The 22,448-nt window shown below is 71.0% G+C and carries 20 protein-coding genes and 1 pseudogene; 17 read left to right on the forward strand and 4 right to left on the reverse strand.

Translation table 11 applies throughout. The annotated features are described in order from the left end of the window. Positions 1-302, reverse strand: a pseudogene (locus BLW43_RS21170) (IS1634 family transposase); the annotation flags it as partial. 140 nt (positions 303-442) lie between these two features. Between BLW43_RS21170 and BLW43_RS24790 the strand changes: the two are divergent. The 17 genes from BLW43_RS24790 to nikE all read left to right on the forward strand — a co-directional run bounded on the left by BLW43_RS24790 (position 443) and on the right by nikE (position 18,103). After that, positions 443-700 (forward strand): VOC family protein, encoded by a 258-nt coding sequence (locus tag BLW43_RS24790; RefSeq protein ID WP_093256543.1) that lies wholly within the window; start codon positions 443-445, stop codon positions 698-700. Between the two features lie 144 nt (positions 701-844). After that, a complete protein-coding gene (locus BLW43_RS21180; protein ID WP_093256596.1) occupies positions 845-1,684 on the forward strand; it encodes a hypothetical protein in 840 nt (279 codons plus the stop codon). Further along, on the forward strand, positions 1,570-1,857 hold the full coding sequence (locus tag BLW43_RS24475) for an MgtC/SapB family protein (protein ID WP_245731163.1): 288 nt from the start codon (positions 1,570-1,572) through the stop codon (positions 1,855-1,857). The genes BLW43_RS21180 and BLW43_RS24475 overlap by 115 nt, the downstream gene beginning before the upstream one ends. Beyond that, entirely contained in the window at positions 1,854-2,816 is a 963-nt protein-coding gene (locus tag BLW43_RS21190; protein WP_093256546.1) for an Ig-like domain-containing protein, read from the forward strand. The genes BLW43_RS24475 and BLW43_RS21190 overlap by 4 nt, the downstream gene beginning before the upstream one ends. A gap of 62 nt (positions 2,817-2,878) precedes the next feature. Next, entirely contained in the window at positions 2,879-3,433 is a 555-nt protein-coding gene (locus BLW43_RS21195; protein WP_139284184.1) for a hypothetical protein, read from the forward strand. 624 nt (positions 3,434-4,057) lie between these two features. Further along, a complete protein-coding gene (locus BLW43_RS21200) occupies positions 4,058-4,954 on the forward strand; it encodes a PHP domain-containing protein (protein ID WP_093256551.1) in 897 nt (298 codons plus the stop codon). Between the two features lie 78 nt (positions 4,955-5,032). Then, positions 5,033-5,941: a LysR family transcriptional regulator gene (locus tag BLW43_RS21205; protein WP_093256554.1), complete on the forward strand. Its 909-nt coding sequence runs from the start codon at positions 5,033-5,035 to the stop codon at positions 5,939-5,941. Positions 5,942-6,021: 80 nt separating this feature from the next. Continuing rightward, positions 6,022-7,551: an ABC transporter substrate-binding protein gene (locus BLW43_RS21210; protein ID WP_093256557.1), complete on the forward strand. Its 1,530-nt coding sequence runs from the start codon at positions 6,022-6,024 to the stop codon at positions 7,549-7,551. Between the two features lie 41 nt (positions 7,552-7,592). Further along, complete coding sequence (locus BLW43_RS21215) at positions 7,593-8,519, forward strand: ABC transporter permease (RefSeq protein WP_093256560.1); 927 nt, start codon at positions 7,593-7,595, stop codon at positions 8,517-8,519. Beyond that, positions 8,516-9,412 (forward strand): ABC transporter permease, encoded by an 897-nt coding sequence (locus BLW43_RS21220; RefSeq protein WP_093256563.1) that lies wholly within the window; start codon positions 8,516-8,518, stop codon positions 9,410-9,412. Before BLW43_RS21215 ends, BLW43_RS21220 begins: the two co-directional genes overlap by 4 nt. After that, complete coding sequence (locus tag BLW43_RS21225) at positions 9,405-10,379, forward strand: ABC transporter ATP-binding protein (RefSeq protein ID WP_093256566.1); 975 nt, start codon at positions 9,405-9,407, stop codon at positions 10,377-10,379. The genes BLW43_RS21220 and BLW43_RS21225 overlap by 8 nt, the downstream gene beginning before the upstream one ends. Then, positions 10,376-11,203, forward strand: coding sequence for an ATP-binding cassette domain-containing protein (locus tag BLW43_RS21230; RefSeq protein WP_217632275.1), 828 nt, complete (start codon positions 10,376-10,378; stop codon positions 11,201-11,203). The genes BLW43_RS21225 and BLW43_RS21230 overlap by 4 nt, the downstream gene beginning before the upstream one ends. 61 nt (positions 11,204-11,264) lie before the next feature. After that, positions 11,265-12,848 (forward strand): ABC transporter substrate-binding protein, encoded by a 1,584-nt coding sequence (locus BLW43_RS21235; RefSeq protein ID WP_175479044.1) that lies wholly within the window; start codon positions 11,265-11,267, stop codon positions 12,846-12,848. 96 nt (positions 12,849-12,944) lie between these two features. After that, positions 12,945-14,528 (forward strand): ABC transporter substrate-binding protein, encoded by a 1,584-nt coding sequence (locus BLW43_RS21240; RefSeq protein WP_093256575.1) that lies wholly within the window; start codon positions 12,945-12,947, stop codon positions 14,526-14,528. Positions 14,529-14,559: 31 nt separating this feature from the next. Beyond that, a complete protein-coding gene (locus BLW43_RS21245) occupies positions 14,560-15,534 on the forward strand; it encodes an ABC transporter permease (protein WP_093256578.1) in 975 nt (324 codons plus the stop codon). Further along, positions 15,527-16,399 (forward strand): ABC transporter permease, encoded by an 873-nt coding sequence (locus BLW43_RS21250; RefSeq protein ID WP_093256581.1) that lies wholly within the window; start codon positions 15,527-15,529, stop codon positions 16,397-16,399. Before BLW43_RS21245 ends, BLW43_RS21250 begins: the two co-directional genes overlap by 8 nt. Positions 16,400-16,402: 3 nt before the next feature. Continuing rightward, complete coding sequence (gene nikE, locus BLW43_RS21255; protein WP_093256584.1) at positions 16,403-18,103, forward strand: nickel ABC transporter ATP-binding protein NikE; 1,701 nt, start codon at positions 16,403-16,405, stop codon at positions 18,101-18,103. A 495-nt stretch (positions 18,104-18,598) separates the two neighbouring features. Here the strand turns inward: nikE and BLW43_RS21260 are convergent, their stop codons facing one another. From BLW43_RS21260 to BLW43_RS21270, 3 genes are read right to left on the reverse strand one after another with little or no spacing between them, the layout of a single operon-like run. Then, on the reverse strand, positions 18,599-19,687 hold the full coding sequence (locus BLW43_RS21260; RefSeq protein WP_093256587.1) for a substrate-binding domain-containing protein: 1,089 nt from the start codon (positions 19,685-19,687) through the stop codon (positions 18,599-18,601). Then, a complete protein-coding gene (locus BLW43_RS21265; protein WP_093256590.1) occupies positions 19,684-20,334 on the reverse strand; it encodes a 5-bromo-4-chloroindolyl phosphate hydrolysis family protein in 651 nt (216 codons plus the stop codon). Before BLW43_RS21265 ends, BLW43_RS21260 begins: the two co-directional genes overlap by 4 nt. After that, positions 20,334-21,953, reverse strand: coding sequence for a VWA domain-containing protein (locus BLW43_RS21270; protein ID WP_175479045.1), 1,620 nt, complete (start codon positions 21,951-21,953; stop codon positions 20,334-20,336). The genes BLW43_RS21265 and BLW43_RS21270 overlap by 1 nt, the downstream gene beginning before the upstream one ends. Positions 21,954-22,448 lie beyond the last annotated feature (495 nt).

Raw genomic sequence — 22,448 nt, forward strand, 5'->3', positions numbered from 1 at the left:
CCCGAGCGCAGCGCGCGGCTCAGCGCCCGGTCGAAGCCGAGATCCTTCCACAGCTCGTGCAGCGCAAAGACGTCGCCGTAGCTTTGCGCGGGTTCGTGGGTGAGGTGCGAGGCGGTGTTCTCCGCCCGGCCCAGGACGCGGTTGAGCCCACTGATCAGGGGATCCAGCTTCTCGGGCGTGAGATCCTCGATCCGCCCCAGGTTCGCGATCACGCGGTGGCGAACCTTTCCCGCATCATCACGATAGCCCTCGACCAGCTGCAGATAGCGTCGTCCGCCCGACCGGGTGATCTTCGTGTACATGCCGCAACGATATCACGGCAGAAAACTGCTTTCCATCGTGAAATACCGATGACGTGCCACAACACAACTTCGCTGAAATCACCCCCGGGCAAAGGCTAAGTTATTGATTACCCAGAGGCTAACGGTCCGGGTGCCCGAAAATCGGGGCCGGAAGTGTCGAACTCCGGGGGTACGGATCACCGCCGCATGATGCAAGCGGCAGGATGCACGTTGCGTTCGCCGTCGAGGCCGACAGGATGATGGCCTGGAGACGACGCCTTGTCGCAAGCGGGGTCGGGATCGAAAGCGTCGTGGAGTGGCCGGGGGGACAGTCTAGCGCTTATTTCCGCGATCCTGCGGGCAACCTGGTCGAACTCGCGACCCCCGGCCTCTGGGCGAGACCGGCCCCGAACGTCTGAACCGCCCGTTCCCGGAGACGTCCCGCCCGGCCCCTGGCCCGATCGAGGCGGCGCCCTGTCGGCGGGGCGAGACCCGACATAGTTCAATGGATGCGGCGCATATCAGGCATCGTCGCCCCGGTCGTGGCGAAGCGGATTTTTGAGATGGACTTTGACACGCTCTCTCTCGGCGCCCTTCTGGCGTGCTTCGGCGCCGCCGCCCTGGTCGTCGGCGGGGTCGGGTTCAGGCTGACGGTGCAGGCGGACAGGCTCGCGGACGTCACGGGGATGGGCGAGGCGATCGCGGGCGTCGTCCTGCTTGGGATGGCGACCTCGCTCTCGGGCGTCGTCGTATCGGTCTCAGCGGCGATGGAGGGACAGCCGTCGCTGGCGTTCCCCAACGCCGTTGGCGGGATCGCGGCGCAGACCGCGTTTATAGCACTGGCCGATCTCGTCTATCGGCGCGCCAATCTGGAGCACGCCGCAGCCGATGCGTCGAACCTCTATCAGGCTGCCTTCCTGACGCTGCTGCTCGGCATTCCTGTCGCCGCCTATGCCGGCCCCGAGATCGCGGTGGCGGGCGCTCACCCCGCGACGCTGGCGCTGCCGGTCATGTATGTCGTGGGGGTGCGGATCGGATCGCGGGTGCGATCGGCGCCGATGTGGAAACCCGTCGCGACGGCGCAGACCCGCGTCGACGCGCCGGATGAGCAGGCGCAGTCGGCCGCCGTCTTTCCGTTGGCCCTGGAGTTTGCGGCGCTCGCCGCGGTTCTGGGCCTGGCCGGCTGGGTGATCTCCCTGACTGGCGCCCAGATCTCGCTGCGGCTCGGCGTTTCCGCGACCGCCGTCGGCGCGCTGATGACCGCGGTGGCGACATCGCTGCGATGGATGTGCAGTCGGCCGCCGCCACGCTTCACGAACTGGCGCAGCAGCTGTGGACGCTGCGGATTTCACCGTCGGACGCTCTGGCGCGCACGGCCGGCGCCATCGCGCTCTCGGGTCTGATCGGGCTTGAGCGCGAACGTCGCCAACGGGCGGCGGGTTTGCGAACGCACATGCTCGTCGCCCTCGCGACCGCCGTGCTGACGATCATGGCCTTCGAGGTTGTCGAGCGGGTCGCCGTCGCCGAAGGCCTGGCCATCGCCGACCCGCTTCGCCTGGCCGCGCTCGCTCGATGACCGAGCGCGCCATCATCTCCTTCGTCTTGCGTCTTGGCCTGCTGCGCATCGAGGGCGACGCGCACATCGCCGGACGGCTGACGCTTGAGGTCGGCCCGGACGGCGCGGACCGCATCGAGGCGACCGGGATGCTGGACCTGACCGGCGCGGCCATCGAGATCATCGTCGCCGAGGGCTTCGACCCCGCCGCCGCGCCCGCGCTGCTGACGGGCGCGGCCGTGACCGGTCTCGACGCTGCGACGCTCGCCTTCGCCGGCCCCGGTGCGGAGGGCCTGTCGCTGACGCTGGGCGAAGGCGGCGTCGTGGTCGCCGAAGCCCCGCCGCCCAACGGCCCCCCGGTGGCGACCGACGACGCCGGCGAAGGCTTCGAGACCGTCGCGACCGCGGCCTTCGACACTGGCGACGTGCTGAGCAACGACGCCGATCCCGACCCGGGCGAGACACTCGCGTTCCTCGATTTCGACGCCTCGGGCGCGGCGGGCGCCGTCAGCTACAACGGCGACGGAACCTTCCGCTACGATCCCGCCGGCGCCTTCGGCGCGCTAGGGCCCGGCGAGACCGCGCTCGACAGCTTCACCTGCCGGGTGACCGACGGCGAGGCCGTGGCGACGGCGACCGTGACGGTCGCGGTCACGGGCGTCGCCCCGCCCCTGACCGTGATCGAGGGCGCGCCGAACGCGGCGCGGATCGATGGGACCGCCGGCGCCGAGGCAGACGTCTTCGTCTTCGGGCTTACGGATGGCGACGGTCGGCGCGACGTCGCCTATCTGCGCGATTTCGAGCAGGGCCGCGACCTGATCGATCCCGGCGGCGCGGGCTACACCCTGCGCACCCTGGGCTCGACGAGCGTCGTGACGCTCGACACGCCGGACCGGGACACCCTGTTTGTCAGCGGCGCGACGCTGACCGCAGCCGACTTCACCGACGCCTGGACCAGCGGAGCCCTGACGCCGACATGACGCGCCTCGTCTCTCCCTCAGTTGACGCGCCGCCGGCGCCGTTCTCGCAAGGAGCATCCCCGGTGACGATCCGCCCCATGGCGACCGCGCTTGCCGCCGCGCTCGTCTTCCTGATCGCCGGCATGGCCGCCGCGGCCTCGCTGAGTGCGCGCCCCTCCACAACGCTGTTTGAGGGCTCGGTGGGCTATTCGATCGACCTTGCCGACGGGCTCGGTCTCGCGATCGCAGCCACAACGGACGGCGCCTTTCTGATGGAGCTCAGCGGCGCCTTCGATCCCGACACGTCTGGCGACAATCCCTTCGGCGTGAACCTGCTGCTGAGCGACGCGACGACATTGGAGACGGCGATAAGTGCGATCTGGCTCGAAGACATCGAGGTCGGAACGGGCTTCGTCGCGCTGCTGCCGGGCGATCTGACGGGCTCGGCGGCGGGGGATTTCACCAACGGCAAGCTGCTGGCGATCTTGCGCGATGCGGCGTTCCCGGCGCTGCTGGGCGACGCGGAATTCGAGCTGCGCCGGCTCGATGACCTCACCCCGATCCCACTGCCCCCCGCCCTGCTGTTGGCGCTGGCCGGCCTTGGCGCCTTGGTGATCACCGGTCGGCGACGCGCCTGAACCAATCGACTCAGTTGATCGTGGCGATCTCAACAGCCTTCGCCAGCATGAGGCGTCCAAGACATTCTCTTGCAAACGGAGCGAATGCCTTCGGGATTAAAGGGCGCCTGCAGTCAAGCATGCGGGCATCAGCGGACAAGGCGAAGACTGCTCGGACAGAATCCCGAGCAGGCAGCCGCACGCTGCTGGTCAGCGACGGTGTTTGCATTTGGAAAGCCGAATTGGTCCGTCGGTTACAAGAAATGGGAAACCCGCAGCGGCAATGCGTGCCGCCAGCGTCCGCTATTCGCCTCCGGCGGTGCCGACCGCGGCCGGCGGCTTTCGTTAGACCCGCCGTCTTCCCGGCGCGGCGGTCGACCGAAGGTGCCCCCCCGCCCGCCGCCTGCGCGACTGGCCGGCTACCGCGCTCAGCAGGGCTGCCCGCGACCGGCCGGAACCGGGAGGTCGAGCCCCTTGTCCCAGGCGGCGTTGAGCAGCGCGTTGTCACGTGAGTTCGTTCACTCAGGGCGGGGAGCCGCCATTCGCCTCGACCCTCCCAATTGTTGGCAGCGCTGACCAACCGCCGTCATCAACCTGTCGTTCGGCGCGGCTACGTCGGTTGCTGAGATTTAGGGGGAAACTGCGATGCTGACGGCGTTCGAGCGACCCGGCGTGTTCTGGCGGGGCAACCTGCACGGCCATTCCGACAATTCCGACGGCGTTCTGCCGGCTGAGACAGTCTGCGGGCGTTATCGCGACGCCGGCTATGACTTCGTGGCGGTGACGGATCATTTCAGACCGAACTACAATTTTCCGCTGACGGACACGCGGGCGTATCGCACCGCGGCGTTCACGACGCTGCTCGGTGCGGAGGTGCATGCGCCCCAGACCGCGCAGGGCCTTGAATGGCACATTCTGGCGGTCGGCCTGCCATCTGATTTTCCCGCCACCGCCGCAGACGAAACCGGCCCGTCGCTGGCGCGCCGCTGCGCCGAGGCCGGCGCCTTCGTGGCGATCGCCCATCCGCACTGGTACCAGCTGACGCTGCAGGACGCGCTGAGCATCGAGGCGGCCCATGCGGTCGAGGTCTACAACCACACCAGCGCCGTCAACGCCGACCGCGGTGACGGGCTGGTGATGTATGACGCGCTCCTGTCGTCGGGGCGGCGTCTTGGGGCCATCGCCGTCGATGACAGCCACTGGAAGGTCGCCGACGCGTTCGGCGGCTGGGTCATGGTGAAGGCCGAGCGCAACGCGCCAGAGGCGCTGCTGGAGGCGCTGAAGGCCGGCGCCTACTACGCCAGCCAGGGGCCGCTCATCCACGACCTGCGGCGCATCGGCGACGCGCTGGAGGTGGTCTGCTCCCCCGCCGCGTCGATCATCCTGCTGGGGCCGGGAAGCTTCAACCGTCGCGTCGTGGGCGAGGGGCTGACCCGCGCGAGCCTGCCGCTGGAGCCGGCGCCGGGCGAATGGCGGCGCATCGCGGTGCGCGACGCCATGGGCCGCGCCGCCTGGACCGGGGCGCTCTGGTTCGACGCCTGAGGGGCGGCGGGCGCTTTTCGCCCGGCCGGCCGCGCGGTATGGGGACGCGAACCATGGCGGGCAAGGGGCGAAGGGCCGATGGCGCAGGACGGTCGATCGCGCAGCGCGGACATACCCATAGCCGAGTTGCGCGCCTTCTCCGCCGTCGTCGAGCATGGCGGGTTCAGCCGCGCCGCCGAAGCGCTGTCGATCAGCCAGCCGACCGTCTCCCAGCGGCTGCAGAGCCTTGAGGACCATCTGGGCCTGCGCGTGCTCGACCGCCGCAACGGCGTGACGCTGACTGAGCCAGGGCGCGAACTCTACAACCGCGCGCGCCAGATCCTGACCCAGATCGACCGCTTCGACAGCACCGCCGACGACCTGCGGGCGCTGCGGATGGGCCGCCTGCGCGTGGGCTTCAGCACGCCGGCCTTCGCCATGCCCGCGCTGGGGCGTCTGCGCGCCGCGCATCCCGATCTCGCGCTGGCGCTCACGTCGGGCAACACCGCCTCGCTGACGGCGGACCTGGAGGCCTGCGCGGTGGACGCCGCGATCATGACGCTGCGCGCGCCCCCGCCCAACCTGGCCGCGAGGCTGATCGCCGAGCAGGGGCTGGTCGGGCTGCGCCGCGCGGGCGATGCCCAGCCGGCCCCGCTGCGCTGGGCGGACCTGACCGGCGGGTGGGTGATCGTGCGCGAGCGGGGATCCATGACGCGCGCGATGTTCGAGGACGCCGCCGCGCGCGCCGGCGCGCCGCCCCTGCGCCTGCTCGAAGCCCCGACGCGGGAGGCGGTCCGCGAAGCGGCGGCAGCAGGTCTCGGCGTCGGCATCGTGCTGGATGGCGAGGCGGGCGCCGACGCCCGCGTCGTCGCGTCGCCCCTTCTGGGAGTGTCGGCGCGCGGCGGCGTCTACGTCGCGGCCTCGTTGGACGCGCGGGCGCTGCCGGCCGTCGCCGCGCTCTTCGAGGCTGCGGCGCCCGGCGTGCAGGACGCCGGCGTCACGGCCTGAGCGTCAAAAAAGCTTAATTAGGAAGGTGAATGAGCGAGCGATAGCCTATTGCCCAAGTCAATCAGGCAGGAGCCCGCGCCATGACCCCTCGCGCCGTTCTCATCTCCGCCGTCGCAGCCGCCGCGTTGGGAGCGCCGGCGGGCGCCCAGACGCTGCGCGTCGCGCTGCCGACCTTCATCTCGAACTTCGATCCGCAGGACCAGACCGGCAACGATGGCGCGCCCGTCCTGTATCAGGTCTACGACACCCTGATCGAGCGCGACCCCTTCGCGAGCCCGCTCGCCTTCAGGCCCGGTCTCGCCACCGCCTGGCGCCGGATCGAGCCGACCGTGTGGGAGCTGACGCTGCGCGAGGGCGTGCGGATGCACGACGGCACGGTGATGGACGCCGAGGACGTGGCGTTCTCGCTGAACCGGATGTTCCACCATGAGGATCCGGAGTTCTTCGGGGCCTGGGGCCGCTGGTTCTACAACTTCCGCGACGTCGAGGTGGTCGACCCGCTGACCGTGCGCATCCACACCCATCGCGAGGAGCCGCTGTTCGAGACGCTGATCTCGGCGCGCTCGGCCGGGATCACCTCGAAGGAGCACTACGAGGGACGGGCGTTCGAGGACGCCGCGAACGAGCCCGTCGGCTCAGGCCCCTACCGCGTGGTCGCGTTCACGCCGCGCGACAGCGCGGCGATGGAGCGCTTCGCCGATCATTGGGGCGAGCCGGCGCCGTTCGAGCGGCTGGAGTTCCAGCGCGTCGAGGAAGTCGCCTCGCGCGTCACCGGCATGGTGAACGGCGAGTTCGACATCGTGGCCAACATCCCCCCCGATCAGGAGGGCGCGCTCAAGGTCGAGGGCGTCGCGACCATGGGCGTGACCTGGCCGATGTTCCATGTCTGGATCATCCGCCAGACCACCCCGCCCACCGACGACGCGCGCGTCCGCAAGGCGATGCGCCTGTGCACCGACCGGCAGGCGCTGGTGGACGGGCTGTGGGGCGGCAAGGGCCATGTGCCGACCGCCCACCAGTTCGAAGAGTACGGCGCGCCATTCTACATGCCCGACCTTGCGCTCGTGCGGCACGATCCCGAGGAGGCCCGGCGGCTGCTCGCCGAGGCGGGCTACGACGGCCAACCGATCGTCGCGCAGTTCACCGAGAGCTACTACCTCTACGGCGATCTCGCGGCGCAGGTGATCCAGCAGCAATGGGCGGAGTGCGGTCTGAACCTCGTGCTCGACCAGATCGAGAGCTACGACTACGACAAGCTCGACATCCGCGCCTGGTCCAACCCGATGTACTATCCCGACCCCATGGGCGCGATGGACACGCACTGGTCCACGAACTCGTGGACCTACAGCCGCGATCTCTGGAAGCCCTCGCATCCCGAATGGGCCGCGACCTACGAGCAGGCGCGCTACGGCGTAGACGTCGAGGCCCGCAAGACCGCCTACCGCAAGCTGCTTGAACTCGCGGAAGAGGAGTCCGGCTGGGTCCTGCTCTATGAGCCGCACGAGGTCTACGGCATGCGCGCCGACATCGCCTTCGAGCCGCCCAAGGCGCACCGGCCCTACGTGCTTCCGCTGCGCGCCGGGCAGATCACCTTCGGCGCGCAGAACTGAGCGGGGAGCGCCGACCGGCCGCGCGCAGCGGGCGCTGAGCGATGGCCCGGTTTCTGGGCTGGCGCCTGCTGCGCGCGCTGGCGACGATGCTGCTGGTGCTGCTGATCGCCTTCGCGACGCTGCGCTATTCCGGGGAGCCGTTCGACCGGATGTTCCCGCACGGCGTAACGGTCGAGCACCAGGCCGCTCTGGAGCGGAAATGGGGGCTCGACCAGCCGTTCTGGGCGCAGTTCGCCGCCTATCTGCGCGGGTTGGCCGTCGGCGACTTCGGCCGAAGCCTGTTCACGGGAGAACGGGTCTGGGCGATGTACGCCGAGAGGATGCCCGCGACGCTGGCGGTCGGCTCGCTCGCGCTGCTGCTGGCGATCGCGATCGGCATCCCGCTTGGCGCGCTGTCAGCGCTTTATCGCGGCGCGGCCGGGGAGCGGGCGGCGATGGGCGTGGCGTTCCTCGGCTACGCCGTGCCGCATTTCGTGATCGGCATCGGGCTCATCCTGTGGCTGGGCTACTACGCTCGCGCGCTGCCGACGACGGGGCTGGCGACGCCGGCCCACTACGTCCTGCCGGTGATCACGCTGGCCATACCGATGATCGCAGGCCTCGCGCGCTTCATGCGCGCCGCGATGCTGGACGCCATCGCGCAGGACTACGCGGTGACCGCCGAGAGCAAGGGCCTTGCGCCCGGCCGCATTGCGCGCGTGCACATCCTGCGCAACGCCATGACGCCGCTGATAAGCGTGCTCGGGCTGGAGGTGGCGGGGCTGATCAACGGCTCGATCTTCGTCGAGGCCGTGTTCTCGCTGCCCGGCGTCGGCCGCATCCTTGTCGGCGCCGTGGAGGATCGCGACTTCGCCGTGCTCCAGTTCGGCGTGATCGCCTATGCCGGACTGGTGGTCGCGATCAATCTGGTCGTCGACTGCCTCTATGTCGCCGCCGACCCGCGCGTGCGGCTGGAGCAGGACGCATGAGCGACGCCGCGCTGGACGCGCCGCCCTCGGCCGCGGCGCCGGGCGCAGGACGTCGCCGGCGCCGCCGCCTGCGCGCCGACACGCTGACGCTGGCGGGAAGCGGACTTGCGCTGATAGTGCTGCTCGGGCTCGCGGCGCCCGTGATCGCGCCACACGACCCCAACGCCGTCAACATGCTCGCCCGCATCGCGCCGCCGGTGTGGATGGATGGCGGGACGTGGACCCATCCGCTCGGAACCGACCAGATCGGCCGCGACCTGCTTTCCCGCTGCCTCTACGGCATCCGCACCAGCTTCGGCGTCGCCGCGCTCGGCCTGCTGTTCTCGGCCGTCCTGGGGATCGGCCTCGGCCTGCTGGCGGGTCTGGGCGGGCGCTGGATCGACCGGGCGGCGATGACTGTGACGGACGTGTTCATCACCCTGCCGAACCTGCTGCTCCTGCTGTGCGGCATCGCGCTGCTCGGCACCGAAATCTGGGTGCTCGTGGTGATGATCGGCTTCGTGAAATGGGAGGGCTACGCCCGCATCGTCCGAGGCGAGGCGCTGAAGCTTCGCGAGGCCGGCTATGTCGAGGCGTCCCGCGCGCTCGGCGGCTCGGCCCTGTGGATCGCGCGCCGCCACATCCTGCCCAATCTCGCCTCGCCGCTTGTCGTGATGCTGACCCTGAGCTTTCCGGGCGTCCTGCTGATGGAGGCTGGGCTGTCCTTTCTCGGCGTCGGGGTCCAACCGCCGACCGCCTCTCTGGGGCGCATGATTGGCGACGGGCGGGACTATCTGGTCAACGGCTGGTGGCTGTCGGGCATGCCCTCGCTCGTGATCGTGGCGATCACGCTCCTGTTCCAGATCGTCGGCGACGCGCTGCGCGACCGGGTGGACGTGCGCGGCGATGGCTGAGCCGCTGCTGAGCGCCCGCGGCGTGACCGTGACCTTCGCCACGCGCGCCGGGCCGCGCATGGCGGTGCGCGGCGTCGATCTGGACGTCGCTGCGGGCGAGACGGTGGCGATCGTCGGCGAGTCCGGCTCCGGCAAGTCGGCGTTCGCGCGCGCCGTGCTGCGCCAGCACCAGCCGCCCTTCACCCGCAGCCGCGTAAGCGTGGGCGGATCGATCCTGCTTGGCCGCGCGGCGGGTCCTGTCGACCTGGCGCAGGCGGATGCGCGCGCCCTCCGGGCGGTGCGCGCGCGCGAGATCGCCATGGTGTTTCAGGAGGCGATGTCGGCGCTGAACCCGGTCATGCGGATCGGTCGGCAGGTGGCGGAGGCCGCGCGCGCCGCCGAGCCCGGCCTTTCGCGCGCGGCCGCCGACGCGCGGGCCGCGGCGCTGCTGGAGCGGATGGGCGTCGCCGACGCCGCCCGGCGGGCGCGCGACTTTCCGCACCAGCTGTCGGGCGGGCAGCGCCAGCGCGTCATGATCGCCATCGCCGCGGCGCGGCGACCGCGCCTGCTGATCGCCGACGAGCCGACGACGGCGCTGGACGTCACCGTGCAGGCCCGGCTGCTGGCGCTGCTGGCGGAGCTGAAGCGCGAGAGCGGCATGGCGATGCTGTTCATCACCCATGATCTCGGCGTCGTGCGCCGCATCGCCGACCGCGTTGCGGTGATGTACGCAGGCCGCCTGATCGAGCTCGCCCCTGCGGCGACGTTCTTCGCACGGCCCCGTCACCCCTACGCCGCGGCCCTGCTCGACAGCGCGCCGGGCCGCGGAGGCGCGCCGCTGGCCGGTCGGGCGCCCGAGCCCTGGGCGGCGCCGGAAGGCTGCGCCTTTCATCCACGCTGCCCGGCGGCCGACGCGACCTGCCGGCGCGAGCCGCCGCAGGCGCAGACGCCCGCCGGCTGGGCGCGTTGCTGGCGGCCGGTCGCGTGAGCGCCGCCTTCGTCGAGATCGAGCGCCTAAGCGTCGCCTTCCGCCCCGCATGGCCGCGCCGCGGCCCGGCCTTTCGCGCGGTCGAGGACGTCTCGCTCCACCTTGCGCGCGGCGAGCGGCTGGGGCTGGTCGGCGAGTCCGGCTCCGGCAAGTCCACCCTCGGCCGCGCGCTGCTGCGGCTGATCCGACCCGAGACGGGGCGCGTGCGCGTCGGCGGCCTCGACCCGTTCGCGCTGCGGGGCGCCGCGCTCATGGCGTTTCGCCGCCGCGCCCAGGTCGTGTTTCAGGACAGCGAGGCCTCGCTCGACCCGCGCATGACCGTGGGGGCCGCCATCCGCGAGGGCCTCGACATCCATCGCATCGGCCGGGCGGCGGACCGCGCGGTCTCCGTGGCGAGACTGCTGGAGCGGGTCGGCCTTTCACCCGAGCATGGCGCGCGCCACCCGCACGCGCTGTCTGGCGGCCAGCGCCAGCGGGTGAACATCGCCCGGGCGCTCGCGCTGGGGCCGGAGCTTCTGGTGGCGGACGAACCGGTCTCCGCGCTCGACGTCTCGGTGCAGGCGCAGATCCTCAACCTCTTGCGGGGTCTCCACGCCGAGTTCGGGCTGACGCTGCTGTTCATCAGCCATGACCTCGCCGTCGTGCGGGCGCTCTGCGACCGCGTGGCGGTGATGCAGGCGGGGCGGATCGTCGAGTGCGGCCAGACCGAAAGGCTGTTCTCCGATCCGCGCCATCCCTACACGCGCCTTCTGCTGGAGAGCGCGGCTCTGCCCGAGAATGCGGCGCCGTCTCAGGGCGGACGCGAAGTGTTCATGGAACCTTAATCCGAAGAATCAATCAGGCGACGTAGCATCATTGGTGTTTCGGATGACATCGGAGCCCGCCATGCGCCTGACCCGCCGCCAGTTCCTCGACAGCGCCGCCGCCGGCGCGACCGTGATCGGCCTCGGCCATCTGCTCGACCCCGCCCTTGCGCTCGGCGCGACGCCGGACTGGGCCGCGGACGCGCTGGCTGGGCAGGAGCCGAAATACGGCGGCGTGCTGACCTACGGGCAGACCTATCCCAACTGGGCGCTCGGCCAGTCCAACCGCGGCCAGCATCCCTACTACTGGCTGGACCTGCTGACGCGTTCGGTCTGGAACTGCCTGACCTGGGTCGACGAGGACATGAATGCGCGGCTTGAGCTCGCGGCCTCGCTGACGCCCAACGACGCGCTCGACGTCTGGGACGCGACGCTGCGCGAGGGCGTGACGTTTCACGACGGGACCGAGATGACCTCGGCCGACGTCGTGTCCTCGATCCAGTTCCACATGCTCGGCGGCGTCGGGCTGATCCGCGCCCAGATCGAGCGCGTCGAGCCGGTGGGCCGCCACGGCGTGCGCTTCTTCCTGAACGCGCCGAACGCCGAATTCGCCTACTCTCTCGCCGAGTACCGCGCCGCGATCTTCAAGGCCGCCGACCCGGAGACCATAGGCTTCGACGGCGTCGGCACAGGCCCGTTCCGCCTGATCGAGATCGACAACGCCCGTCAGTTCCGCACCGAGCGCAACGAAGCCTACTGGATGGAGGGCAAGCCCTATCTGGACGAACTGCGCGGCGTGCTCGCGCTCGGCAACGCCGCCATCAACGGCTACCGCGCCGGCCAGCTGAACGGCGTCTTCAACATCGACCCCGGCCAGATCGGGCAGTTCCGCGACGCCGGCGCCGAGATCCACGCCGCGCCCGCCGGCGACCAGTTCTGGCTGGTGCTGCCCAAGAACGTGAACTTCCCCTGGAACGACCAGCGCGTCCGTCAGGCGATGTCCTTCGCCATCGACCGCCCGGCGATCAACCGCATCGTCTATGGCGACCCCGAGGGCTGGACCGGCAACGACACCCACATGACCGGCGTCAACCGCGAGTTCCTGCCCCGCGCGGTGGAGCGCGACGTCGCCCGCGCCCGCGCCCTGCTCGCCGAGGCCGGGTATCCCGACGGCGTCGATCTGCCGGCGATGTACTTCTGCCCGTCCTTCCCCGAGGAGCCGCGGGTCTATCCGATCGTCACCGAGAGCCTCGCGGAGGCGGGCATCCGGCTGGCCTTCGAGGAGCGGCCCTGCGACGGGTTCGACCCCTTCGTGAACGGGGTCAACCAGCCGATCGGCCGGCCGCGCCGCAACCTCGTCGGCCCGCGCAACCCGTTCATCAACCTCTCCCGCCTGTCGGTGCGCAACGCCGCCGAGCCCGGCGGCTGGCAGGGCGCGGGCTCGGACCGCTTCAACGCGCTGATCCTGCAGGCCGTCGGCGAGGCGGACGAGGCGCGGCGCCTCGAACTCTATCACGAGGCGCAGCGGCTGGCGCAGGAGGAGACGCCGGGCGTGATGCTGGGCGGCCGACGCAACATGGTCGCCCACGCGCCGGCGGTGAAGAACCTGCGCAGCCACTCGCAGAACTGGTCGAGCCGCTTCGACAACGTCTGGATCGACGGCTGAGGCGGGCCGCCTGAAGCCTCCGGCCCAGCGCCGCATTCCCGATATCTGCGGGCGGCCGCGAGCGGCCCGGCGCAGCGCCGCTCAGGGAGAAACCAGATGCTCGACCGCCGCGATTTCCTCACCGGCGCCGCCGCCATCCTCGGCGTCGGGGCCCTGCCGCCCTCGGCCCGCGCCGACAGCGTCGAAAACTTCGTCGACGGGTTGATCGCGGGCCAGTCGCCGAAGTCCGGCGGTGTGCTGACCTACGGCAACCCGGTGCCCAACTGGGCGCTGGGACAGTCCGACCGCGGGGCGCATCCCTATTTCTTCATGGATATCCAGACACGCGGCGTCTGGAACGCGCTGACCTGGGTCGACGAGAACCTCGACGTCGTGCCCGAGCTCGCCGAGAGCTACGTCTCTGACGAGACCGCGACCGTCTGGGAGTACAAGCTGCGCGAGGGCGTGACCTTCCACGACGGGCGCGAGTTCACCTCCGAGGACGCCGTGGCCTCCTGCCGCCTGCACGCGCACCCCGAACTGGGCGGCGTCGGCTTCTTCAAGCAGGACATCGCGCAGGTGGAGCCCATGGGCCGCTACGGCCTGCGCTTTCACCTGACGCGCCCCAACGTCGAGTTTCCCCACGCCACCGCCGAGTATCGCGCCATGATGCTGCCCGCGCGCGAGAACCTCGCCGAGATGGGCTATGACGGCGTCGGGACCGGCCCGTTCCGCCTGCTGGAGATCGACAACAAGCGCCAGTTCCGCGCCGAGCGCTTCGAGGGCTACTGGATGCCGGGCCGGCCCTATCTCGACGGGCTGAACGGCGTGCTGGCGATGGGCCAGAACGCGATCAACGGCTACCGCGCGGGCCAGCTCGACGCGATCCTGAACGCCGACCCCGGCCAGTTCGAGCAGTTCCGCGAGGCCGGCGCCGAGGTCCGGACGGCGCCGTCGGGCGACCAGTTCTGGCTGGTGCTGCCCAAGAACATGAACCTGCCTTGGAATGACGTCCGCGTGCGCCGCGCCATGTCGCTGGCCATCGACCGCCCGGCGGTCAACCGCATCGTCTACGCCGACCCGGACGGCTGGACCGGCAACGACACCCACATGAACGGCGTCAACCGCGAGTTCCTGCCAAGGCCCGTCGAGCGCGACGTGGCGGAGGCGCGCCGCCTGCTGGCCGAGGCCGGGCATCCCGACGGCATCGAGCTGCCGGCGATCTACTACTGCCCGGGCTATCCTGAGGAGCCGCGGCTCTGGGCCGTCGTAGCCGAGAGCCTCAAGGAGGCCGGCATCGCGCTGGATTTCGCCGAGCGCCCCTGCGACGGCTTCAATCCGTTCGTGAGCGCTGTCAACCAGCCCATCGGCCGCCCGCGCCGCAACCTCGTCGGCGCCCGCAATCCCGCCATCAACCTGTCGCGCCTCTCCAACCTTAACCCCGCCGAGCCCGGCGGCTGGGCCGGCGCGGGCTTCGAGCGCTACAATGCGCTGCTGGCGCAGGCTGCCGCCGAGACCGACGCCGAGAAGAGGCTGCAGATCTATCACGAGATGCAGCGCATCGCGCAGGAAGAGGTGCCCGGCGTGATGATCGGCGGGCGGCGGACGAACGTCGTGCACCGGCCCGCGTTCCGCAACCTGCGCCCGCACACCCAGCTTTGGCAGGGGCCGCGCTACGAGACGGTATGGCTCGACGCATGACCGCGGCGCCGGGCGGGCGGAGAGGCGACGCATGAACGCCGTCGCGGCGATGGCGCTGCGACGGCTCGCGCTGTCGGCTGTGGTGCTGTCGCTGGTCTCGGCGATCGTGTTCGTCGGCACCGAGATCCTGCCCGGCGACGCGCTCGACAGCACCATCCCGGCCGACGAACTGATCTACTACACCGCCGAGGACCTTTCGCGGATGCGCGCCGAGTTGGGCCTCGACAAGCCGCCGGTCGAGCGGTTCTGGTCGGTGTTCACGGGTCTTGCGACCTTCGACTTCGGCGTGACCATCGTGACGCGGGAGCCGGTTTGGGACGGGATCCGGCACCCGCTGCTCAATTCGCTGCTGATGGCGGGCGTCGCGGTGGTGTTGACGCCGCTGGTCGCCATCGGCCTGGGCGTCCTGGCGGCGCTGAAGCCCGGCGGTCGGCTGGACGCCGCGATCTCCGGCGCGACGCTGTTCGGCTACTCCATGCCCGATTTCGTGGTGGGCAACGTCTTCATCATCGTCTTCGCGCTGCAGCTGGGCCTGGCGCCGGCGGTGCTGATGGTGGCCGAGAGCGCACCGGCCGGCGAGATGCTGTCGGTTGCGGCGCTGCCGGTCGCCGCGCTGGCGGTGTCGGGCGTCGCCTACCAGTTCCGGCTGCTGCGCGCGGGCATGATCGAGGCGATGGATAGCGAGTTCGTGGAGCGGGCGCGTCTCGCGGGGCTGTCGGAGCGGCGTCTGGTGCTGACGCACGCCCTGCCCGGAGCGCTGATCCCGATGCTGAACGGCTCGGCGCAGTTCGTCGCCGGCGTGGTGTCGGGCGCCGTGGTGATCGAGGCGGTGTTCCGCTATCCCGGCATCGGGCTGGAGCTGGTTCGCGCCGTCGCGCAGCGCGAGGTGCCGACGGTGCAGGCCATCGCGTTTCTCGCAGCGTTCGGGGTCATCCTCAGCAACCTGCTGGCGGATCTCGCCATTCTGGCGCTCGACCCGCGCGTGCGGAGACGCGCCGATGGCTGACGCGGCGCTGGCTCCCTCGGCGGCGACGGCGCGCACGCCATCGCCATTGCGCAAGGCGCTGCGGAGCCCAGCGACCGTGGTTGGTCTGGCGCTGGTGGCGCTGCATCTGTTCCTGGCGCTGTTCGCGCCGCTGATCGCGCCCTATTCCATCAGCGCCATCGTCGCCGAGGGCCTGACGCCGCCGTCCGCGGCGCACTGGCTGGGGTCCGACCAGATCGGGCGGGACTACCTGTCGCGGCTGATGTCGGGGGGGCGGGTGGCCCTGCTGGTCTCAGGGCTGGGCGTGGCGGTCGCGGTCGCGCTGGGCGCGGCGCTGGGGCTTGTCGCGGGCTACGCCGGCGGCTGGCTGGACGATGCGGTGATGCGCGTGACGGACGCGCTGATGGCGATCCCCGAGATCGTGCTGATCGCGATCCTGGTCCTTACCTTCGGCAAGGATCTGGCGGCGCTGTCGATCATCGTCGCCGTCGTCTACACCCCCGGCGTCGTGCGCGTGGTGCGCGCCAGGACGATCTCGCTCGCCGCGCTCGACTACGTGCTGGCGGCGGAGCTGCGCGGCGAGACGCGCGCCCATGTGCTGTTTCGGGAGATCGCGCCGAACCTGTCGGGCCTGCTGGCGGTGGAGCTGGCGATCCGCGTGTCGTCGGCCGTGCTGAAGATCTCGGCGCTGTCCTTTCTGGGTCTCGGCGTCAGCCAGCCGACGCCGGACTGGGGTCTGATGGTGCAGGAGGCGATGAGCGTGGTCTTCACCGATCCCTGGTTCCTGATCCTGCCGGCTGCGGCGCTGTCCAGCCTCATCATCGGCGTGAACTTCGCCGTCGACGGGCTGGCGCGCGCCTATGGCGTCAGCGCGACGGAGGCCTGAGCGATGCGCCACGAAGCGCCCCGCACGCGCGCCCATGTGGAGACCGCGGGCCTGACCGTGACCTACCGCGACGGCTTGGGCGGAGAGCGCGCCGCGGTGCGGGCGGTAGATCTGGCGCTGGCGCGCGGCGCGACGCTGGGCGTCGTCGGCGAGTCGGGCTCCGGCAAGTCGACGCTTGCGCGCTGCCTGCTTGGCCATCTCCGCCCCGGCGCCCGCGTGTCGGGCGGCCACGTGCGCGTGGGCGACGTCGCGCCCTTCGATCTGGACAGCCGCGCACTGCGCGCCTTTCGCGGCGCGCGCGCGGCGATGGTGCCGCAGAACCCGCTGTCGTCGCTGACGCCGCACATGACCGTAGGGGCGCAGCTGGGCGAGCTTTTGCGCCGCCACGCCCGGCTGCGCGGCCGGGCCGCGCGGGCGCGGGCGCTGGAGCTGATGGCCGAAACCGATCTGCCGGACCCGGCGTCGCTGCATGACCGCTATCCTCACGAGCTGTCGGGCGGCCAGCGCCAGCGCATCGTGATCGCCGCCGCGCTGGCGGCGCGTCCCGAACTGATCGTGCTCGACGAACCCACCACCGCGCTCGACAAGACGGTGGAGTCGCATGTGCTCGACCTAGTAGCGCGGCTGCAGGCCGAACTGTCGGCGACGCTGGTCTATGTCAGCCACGACCTGAACGTGGTCGCGCGCATGTGCTCTCGCATAATGGTGATGCGCGACGGCGCCGTGGTGGAGGAGGGCGACGCGGCGGCCCTGCTGCGCCGGCCGCGGACGGGATACGCCGAGGCGCTGATCGCCGCGATGCCGCGCCTGGCGCCGGAAAGGGCGCCGTCGCCGGCCACGCCCGCCGGCCCGCCCGTGGTGTCGGCGCGCGGCCTGCGCTTCACGCACCGGTCCCCTGCGGGACTGTTCGGTCGCGGCGCGGTCGGCCGGCCGGCGCTGGACGGGGTGGATTTCGATCTTGCGCGCGGCGAGACTCTGGGCGTGGTGGGTGAATCCGGGTCCGGCAAGTCCACCCTCGCGGCGTTGGTCTGCGGCGCGCTGACGGGCGGCGCCGGGTCGCTGCGTCTGGACGGCCGGCCGCTGGCGGGTCTGGCGCGCAGCCGGCCGGCGGACCAGCGCCGGCGCATTCAGATGATCTTTCAGGATCCGCTTGCCTCGCTGAACCCCAGCCAGACGGTAGTCGATATCGTCGCCCGCCCGGCGCGCCTCTATTTCGGCGCGACGGCGGCGCAGGCGCGCGCTGAGGCGGCGCGGCTGCTGGCGGCGCTGGACGTGCCGGCGGAGACCATGAACCGGGGGCCGCGCCATCTGTCGGGCGGCCAGCAGCAGCGCGTCGCCATCGCCCGGGCGCTCGCGGCGCGGCCCGACGTGCTGCTGTGCGATGAGATAACGTCGGCGCTGGACGCGACCGTGCAGGCGCAGGCCATCGCGCTGCTGCGCCGCATCCAGTCCGAACATGGCCTCGCGATCCTGTTCATCTCGCACGACTTGGCGCTGGTCGCATCGATCGCGCATCGCCTGCTGGTGCTGGAGGGCGGCGTGGCGCGCGACCACGGGCCGACGCGCGAGACGCTGCTCACGCCAGGCTCCGCCTATACCGCACGATTGATCGCTGCATTTCGCCGCAACGCCACGGCGATGCCGTCCAGCGCAGTTCTCGCGGATGAAAACCGGACGAAGAAGATGCTGTCGTCCGGACACTGACCATGCCGCGTCTCGCGCCATGAAGCTCGGCGCAGCGTTGACGATTGCATTGCTGCGTCGCACCGCGAGAAGGCTATCGGGAGCCTCGCCTCGCGTGGTCGCGTGCCGATGCGGTCGTCGCCTCGGGATCAGCGGCGCAAGACGCCCATCGACAAAGCAAGAGGTGTTCAGCCTGCGGTTCCGAACGGCCAAGCATATCCACGCCGATCCGCATGCCCAGCTGCCTCAGTGCGCGCGATGGCTATAGAGGGGGAGAGCGCGCCGGAGTGTATAAATGGCAGGAAGCTGCGCGCGGCCATCCATACCCCGACCGACCTGAATCGTTAACCCACGGCCTGCCAGGCGAGGCCGACGACGGGACTGAACCCCCCCGCCCGTCGCCTGCGCGACCTGCTGTCTACCGCGCGCCGCAGGGCGCCCCGCGACTGGCCGGAACCGGGAGGAGCCTCCCCGGGGTGGATGGGCGCGATACCGGGAGTTGGCTGCGCCACCGTCTCAACGCAGGGCGGCGATGATGGTCTCCATCACAGTCGCCGCCGGCATCGGCGCGACGAGATCGACGCGCTCGGGCAGGCTCGCGGATTTGAGGCGTTCAGGGTCGTCCGTCACCCCCATGAGCCCGGTGCGGAAGCCGTGGTCGGACCAGGCCAGCGCTTGGACGTCGGGGTCCAGCAGCGCCTCCTCGAGCCGCCGGCAGGTCGGCGTCAGCGAGATCAGCGGATGCGAGGCGAAGATAGTGGGCTCCGGGTAGATCACCCGGATGCGCGCGCTGATCGTCTCGACATATGCAGCGTTGGCGATCAGGAATTCGACGAGCTGGTTCTCGTAACCGACGATCACCGGCCGCGCCCCCATCCCCTGCTTCAGGAAGCCTTCGAAGATGTCGCCGGAGGAGGACTCCATGTAGCCGAGGCCTGCGAAGTAGGCCTCGATCCGCGGCAGGAGCGCGGGCAGGTCGTCCGCCGTCGGCGTCTCGCCGCCGTTGAAGGCGGTGGCCAGCAGCGCCGACCAGATGTTGCCGGAGTTCGAGCGCGCCGGGTCCGTCGAGAGCACGCGCACGGGACCGTAGACGTTGACCCCGAGGTCCTCGCGCCAGCGCGCGCCCGAGGCCAGCATCTCGCCGAGCCGTCCGAGGTCGGCGGCGAGAAAGCCGTCGGCCCTCGGGCGCACGACGCCCGTGCGCTGCAGCGCGTCGGCCACCTCTGCCCAGGCGAACAGCACGATCGGCGACGAGAACACCGTCTCGGCCCCGAGCACGGGGCGGCCCGAGGCGCGCGCCAGTTCCACCGCGACGGCGGTCGAGGGCCACAGGCAGTCCTTGCCGTCGCTCGGCAGGGTCGTGACCATCTCGACCGAGCCGGCGCGTCGGGCGTCGAGGTCGATGCGGAAGCGGCGGTCGAGCAGGTCGCGCACAGCCGGGTTCTCCAGGAAGGCGCTCTTCTCGCCGCCATAGAAGATCGCGACGCGCACGCGCTCGCGCGGGGTCGCGTCGCGGCGCAGGGCGGACCAGTCGAGCGTGGTCGCCGCCAGCGCTGCGAGCGCCACGGCGGCGAGAATGCCGAGGCCGAGAAGCGAGCGGCTCATGGGCGGCCCCCTCGCGCGGCGATCTGTTCGCCCAGCACCTCCACCTCCACTTCGAGCGCCGTCATGTCGTTCTCCACGCAGGCGCGCTCGATGCGTTCGAGCGCCGGGACGAAGCCGCGCACGCGCCCGCCGACCACGGCGAGACGCCCGGCCCCCGCGTCCGCTCGAGCGGCGAGGTCGACATAGGCCTCGCTGCTGTCGAGCATCCGCGGAAGATAGGAGCGCAGGAACCGCCGCGACAGGCGGAGGTCGTCGGGATCGCTCTTGTGATGGTCGCGGATGCGGCCCAGCAGATCGGCCATCCGGCGGAAGGCCGAGGCGTCGTCGCCTTGCGCCCGCTCCGCAAGCCGGGCCATCCGTTCCTGCGCCTCGGCGAGCTGGGCGAGGGCGGCGCGCAGGTCGGCTTCGGTCACGCCCTCGGCCCGCGCGATCCCGAAGGCCTGGCGCCGGTGCGGGATCACGAGGACCGCGCCGGCATAGACCGCCGCCCCGAGGCCGAGAGCGGCCCACCAGGCGAGCCCGGCCCCGAGATACAGTCCGAGAAACGCGGCGGAAGCCGCGACGCCCGCCAGCGCGGCGGCGGTCGTTCGCGAGAGCCCCGCCGGCTCTCGCCCCCCGCCGCCGGGTGCGCGTCCCGCTGAGGCCATCAATTGTAGCCCCGCGCGCCACGAAGGGCGCCTGCGATGTCGTCGTCCGCCCTGAACAGTCGGCCCACCGTGCGGTCGTTCAGCTCCGAGAGCTGGCGCTCGTCCGCCTTGCCGATGGCGATGGCGTGGATCGGCGTGTCGCGCCCCACCGCGGAGGCTTGGAGCCGGTCGAGCAGCGCCGTGCGCCCCGTCTCGTCGGAGGCCCCGTCGGTCAGGGCGATGATCGCGGGCAGGCGCCCGTCAAGGCTTCCGTCCCGCTCGGCCGCTTCCAGCACAGCAAGCGCGGCCCCGAGCGCGGCGTAAAGGTCGGTCGCGCCGCCGGCCTTCAGCGCCTCCACCTCCGCCAGCAGGCTCCGCAGCGCCGCGCCGTCCGCGCCGTCGATGCGCCGCGCGGGGCCGGGCGCGCTGCTGAAGGGGATCACAACGGTCACGTCGCCGGGCGCAGGGTCGAGCAGAAGCAGCGCAGCCCGCTCGGGATCCAGCACGAGGCCCATCGCCTGTTTCAGGGCCGTCAGCGGCACGCCTTCCATCGACCCTGACACGTCCAGCACCCAGACTGTGAAGGACGGCTTGCGCAGCGCCGTCTGGTAGAGGCGCAGCGCCTCGCGGATCACGTCGCGCGCGGGCGTGGGGACCGGGGCGATCTCGCGCGCCGGGTCCAACCCCCAGTCGGCGTTCCAGACTGCGGGCGGAGCGTCCGTCGTCGACAGGCCCAGAAGGCCCGCCCGGCGTCCGCTCGCGAACAACTCCGCCTGCACTGGCGGCGACAGCAGATGCGCCTGCAGCGACAAGAAGGCGGCCTCGCGGCTCGCATCGCCCTTCTCGACATAACCGAGGGGGCTGTCGGCCACCGCCAGACCATTGGCGGGATAGATCACATGCAAGGGCTCGCGCCCGGCGGTGACCAGCGCCCGATTGGTGTCGATCAGCACGGATTCGTAGTTGATCATCGCGTCGAATCGGTCCGGATGGGCGACGAACGCCTCGCCCAGCCAGCCCGAAGAGCCCGAGGAGCGGTCCACGCTCGCGAACAGGTCGGTCGCCCGCGCCCGGACCTGCGGATCGGCGAGATGGTCCAGCGTCAGCAGGTCGGGGTCGCCCGCGAAGGCGTAGAGAAAGCCGATATAGGCGCTCGCCCCGGAGTTGGACTGGCTGGCCGAGGTCATGGCCAGCCGGAAGGCGCCGCTCTCCGCCGCCGCCGCGATGTCCTGCACCGTCACATCGTCGCGGCCGATCCAGCCCAGGCGCTCGGCGATGGAGCGGCGCAGGCCCAGAGCCACCGGCGAGCGCAGGATCGAGCGGTCGTGCTTGACCACCCGCTGCGCGTCGCCAAACTCGATCCACATTGAATGCGCGGGCCAGACGGCGTCATGCGCCCCGGCGGTCCCCTTCTCGATCTCGCGGGCGATGTCTACGGAGCCGAGCCAGGTCATCGAGACCTCGGCGCCCTCTTGTCGCGCCCAGTCCTGCACGAGCGCCCCCAGCGGGCGATTCTCCGACCCCGAGACGATGGACAGCTCAACGCCGCGATGCGGTCCACCGACTCCGCCCCAACCAAACAGAGCGGCGGCGACGATCGCCAGCAGCACGACCAGCGAAGCCAGAATGCGCGGCGTCATGCGGGCTCTCCCATCAGCGACCAATCGCTGGAACGCATAGCGGCCCGTCGTCGAAAGCGCCATGTGGCGCCGGGGCGGCGGCGGACCGACTGGTCCTTCCGCGCAACTCTCGCCGCAGCCGGCGCGGCCCGCTTTGATCCCCGACAAGGGCGCGACGCGTCTCCGGGCCTCGAGGTCCGCATCGGGGTGGACAAGCGAAGGTAGACCCACCAACCCATCGAACGGCTGTTGATCGAGCCGCTGCGTCCACGCCGCGACCGGCCGGAACCGTAACCCTCGGCCTGCCTGGAGAGGCGAACGCCCGAGCTTATTCCGCACCCGCCGCCCGCGCGAGCGGCCGCCTACCGCAGTCCACCATCCTCCACGCGACTGGCCGGAACCGGGAGCCACGGGGGAGCAGTGATCCTGCCCCGGATTGGTGGACACCCATGCTATGGCTTTCGAGCCAGGAGAGGAGTGTCCGATGGCGAGCAGGAAGCGCCGACATTTTCCGGA

It is taken from the genome of Rubrimonas cliftonensis, from assembly GCF_900107585.1.
Taxonomy (GTDB): domain Bacteria; phylum Pseudomonadota; class Alphaproteobacteria; order Rhodobacterales; family Rhodobacteraceae; genus Rubrimonas; species Rubrimonas cliftonensis.

Coding starts and splice junctions, on each gene's coding strand:
- BLW43_RS21180 (WP_093256596.1), top strand. CDS start 845: ATGGACTTTGACACGCTCTCTCTCGGCGCCCTTCTGGCGTGCTTCGGC.
- BLW43_RS21190 (WP_093256546.1), top strand. CDS start 1,854: ATGACCGAGCGCGCCATCATCTCCTTCGTCTTGCGTCTTGGCCTGCTG.
- BLW43_RS21200 (WP_093256551.1), top strand. CDS start 4,058: ATGCTGACGGCGTTCGAGCGACCCGGCGTGTTCTGGCGGGGCAACCTG.
- BLW43_RS21205 (WP_093256554.1), top strand. CDS start 5,033: ATGGCGCAGGACGGTCGATCGCGCAGCGCGGACATACCCATAGCCGAG.
- BLW43_RS21210 (WP_093256557.1), top strand. CDS start 6,022: ATGACCCCTCGCGCCGTTCTCATCTCCGCCGTCGCAGCCGCCGCGTTG.
- BLW43_RS21215 (WP_093256560.1), top strand. CDS start 7,593: ATGGCCCGGTTTCTGGGCTGGCGCCTGCTGCGCGCGCTGGCGACGATG.
- BLW43_RS21220 (WP_093256563.1), top strand. CDS start 8,516: ATGAGCGACGCCGCGCTGGACGCGCCGCCCTCGGCCGCGGCGCCGGGC.
- BLW43_RS21225 (WP_093256566.1), top strand. CDS start 9,405: ATGGCTGAGCCGCTGCTGAGCGCCCGCGGCGTGACCGTGACCTTCGCC.
- BLW43_RS21235 (WP_175479044.1), top strand. CDS start 11,265: ATGCGCCTGACCCGCCGCCAGTTCCTCGACAGCGCCGCCGCCGGCGCG.
- BLW43_RS21240 (WP_093256575.1), top strand. CDS start 12,945: ATGCTCGACCGCCGCGATTTCCTCACCGGCGCCGCCGCCATCCTCGGC.
- BLW43_RS21245 (WP_093256578.1), top strand. CDS start 14,560: ATGAACGCCGTCGCGGCGATGGCGCTGCGACGGCTCGCGCTGTCGGCT.
- BLW43_RS21250 (WP_093256581.1), top strand. CDS start 15,527: ATGGCTGACGCGGCGCTGGCTCCCTCGGCGGCGACGGCGCGCACGCCA.
- nikE (WP_093256584.1), top strand. CDS start 16,403: ATGCGCCACGAAGCGCCCCGCACGCGCGCCCATGTGGAGACCGCGGGC.
- BLW43_RS21260 (WP_093256587.1), bottom strand. CDS start 19,687: ATGAGCCGCTCGCTTCTCGGCCTCGGCATTCTCGCCGCCGTGGCGCTC.
- BLW43_RS21265 (WP_093256590.1), bottom strand. CDS start 20,334: ATGGCCTCAGCGGGACGCGCACCCGGCGGCGGGGGGCGAGAGCCGGCG.
- BLW43_RS21270 (WP_175479045.1), bottom strand. CDS start 21,953: ATGACGCCGCGCATTCTGGCTTCGCTGGTCGTGCTGCTGGCGATCGTC.